This is a genomic window from Microbacterium sp. BF1 (assembly GCF_019279095.1).
In the GTDB taxonomy this organism is placed as follows: Bacteria; Actinomycetota; Actinomycetes; order Actinomycetales; family Microbacteriaceae; genus Microbacterium; species Microbacterium maritypicum.
In genome coordinates, this window is the sequence record NZ_JAGYWT010000689.1 from 1 (window position 1) to 1,017 (window position 1,017).

The 1,017-nt window shown below is 66.6% G+C and carries 2 protein-coding genes; both read left to right on the top strand.

Going from position 1 to position 1,017, the window contains the following annotated elements; genetic code table 11:
• Positions 1-283 precede the first annotated feature (283 nt).
• Complete coding sequence (locus tag KZA10_RS16055; protein ID WP_055869207.1) at positions 284-772, top strand: DUF2975 domain-containing protein; 489 nt, start codon at positions 284-286, stop codon at positions 770-772.
• Positions 772-999, top strand: a complete 228-nt coding sequence (locus KZA10_RS16060; protein WP_055869206.1) for a helix-turn-helix transcriptional regulator — start codon at positions 772-774, stop codon at positions 997-999. The genes KZA10_RS16055 and KZA10_RS16060 overlap by 1 nt, the downstream gene beginning before the upstream one ends.
• The last annotated feature ends 18 nt before the right edge of the window (positions 1,000-1,017 follow it).

Genomic DNA, 1,017 nt, shown 5'->3' on the forward strand with positions numbered 1-1,017 from the left:
GTGCTCGCCCGCGCCGGGCGGTCGCCTCTGCTCGCCGGACGCTCATGCGCTCTCGTGGCGACGGATGACGGCCGCGTCGAGCTCCGCCGCGAATGGCCGGGTGGACGCGTGAAGGACTTCGCCGGACGAACCGCCCGCAGACTCCGCGCTCTCCTGCGGAAGCACTGAGGCCCCTCCGAGGTCTCCATCCGAGGGGGTCTCGACGGTCGCTCGGAGTGATCCGACTTGCCAGATCGAACGAATATCGATAGATTTCCCATGTTCTTCGATGAAAGGTCACTCCATGGGAAAACTGACGATCCTCGTGCTGCGCATCGTGATCGCTGTGGCGATGCTCGGCTCCGTGGCGGTGCAGGCCCTGATCGTCCCTCTGCTGTGGCTCGACCTCGGCGAGAACGAGCTTTGGGGCCGGATCTTCCTGGTCTCCCTCGTCGTCCTGGGTGTCGGCACACTCCAGGTCTTCGGCGTGTGCGTGTGGATGCTGCTGACCAGGGTGCGCGCCGGCTCGATCTTCTCGGAGTCCTCCTTCCGGTACGTCGACGTGATCATCGGAGCGATCCTGACGGCTGCGCTGCTCACGTGGATCCTGGCGGCCCTGCTCGCACAGGGATCGATCGCTCCCGGTGTCGTGGCGCTGATCGGGGGCGCAGGAGTGGTGCTCGCCGGAATGGCGCTGCTGGTCGTGGTGATGAAGGCGCTGCTGCGGCAGGCGATCGACCGCGAGGCAGAGGCGCGCTCGTGGCGCTCAGAGCTCGACAACGAGGTGATCTGATGCCCGTCGTGGTCGATATCGATGTGATGATGGCGCGGCGGAAGATGAGCGTCGGCGAACTCGCCGACAGGATCGGCATCACCCCGACCAACCTCGCCGTCTTGAAGAATGGTCGCGCGAAGGCCGTGCGGTTCACGACGCTCGACGCGCTGTGCGCCGTGCTCGAATGCCAGCCGGGCGACCTGTTGCGCTGGGAGCCCGATGTGCCCGCGGGCCGCGCAGACTGACATCACAGCGACGGCGCT

Excerpts from the sequence above, each read along its gene's own strand:
- KZA10_RS16060 (WP_055869206.1), top strand. The coding sequence starts at position 772 with ATGCCCGTCGTGGTCGATATCGATGTGATGATGGCGCGGCGGAAGATG.
- KZA10_RS16055 (WP_055869207.1), top strand. The coding sequence starts at position 284 with ATGGGAAAACTGACGATCCTCGTGCTGCGCATCGTGATCGCTGTGGCG.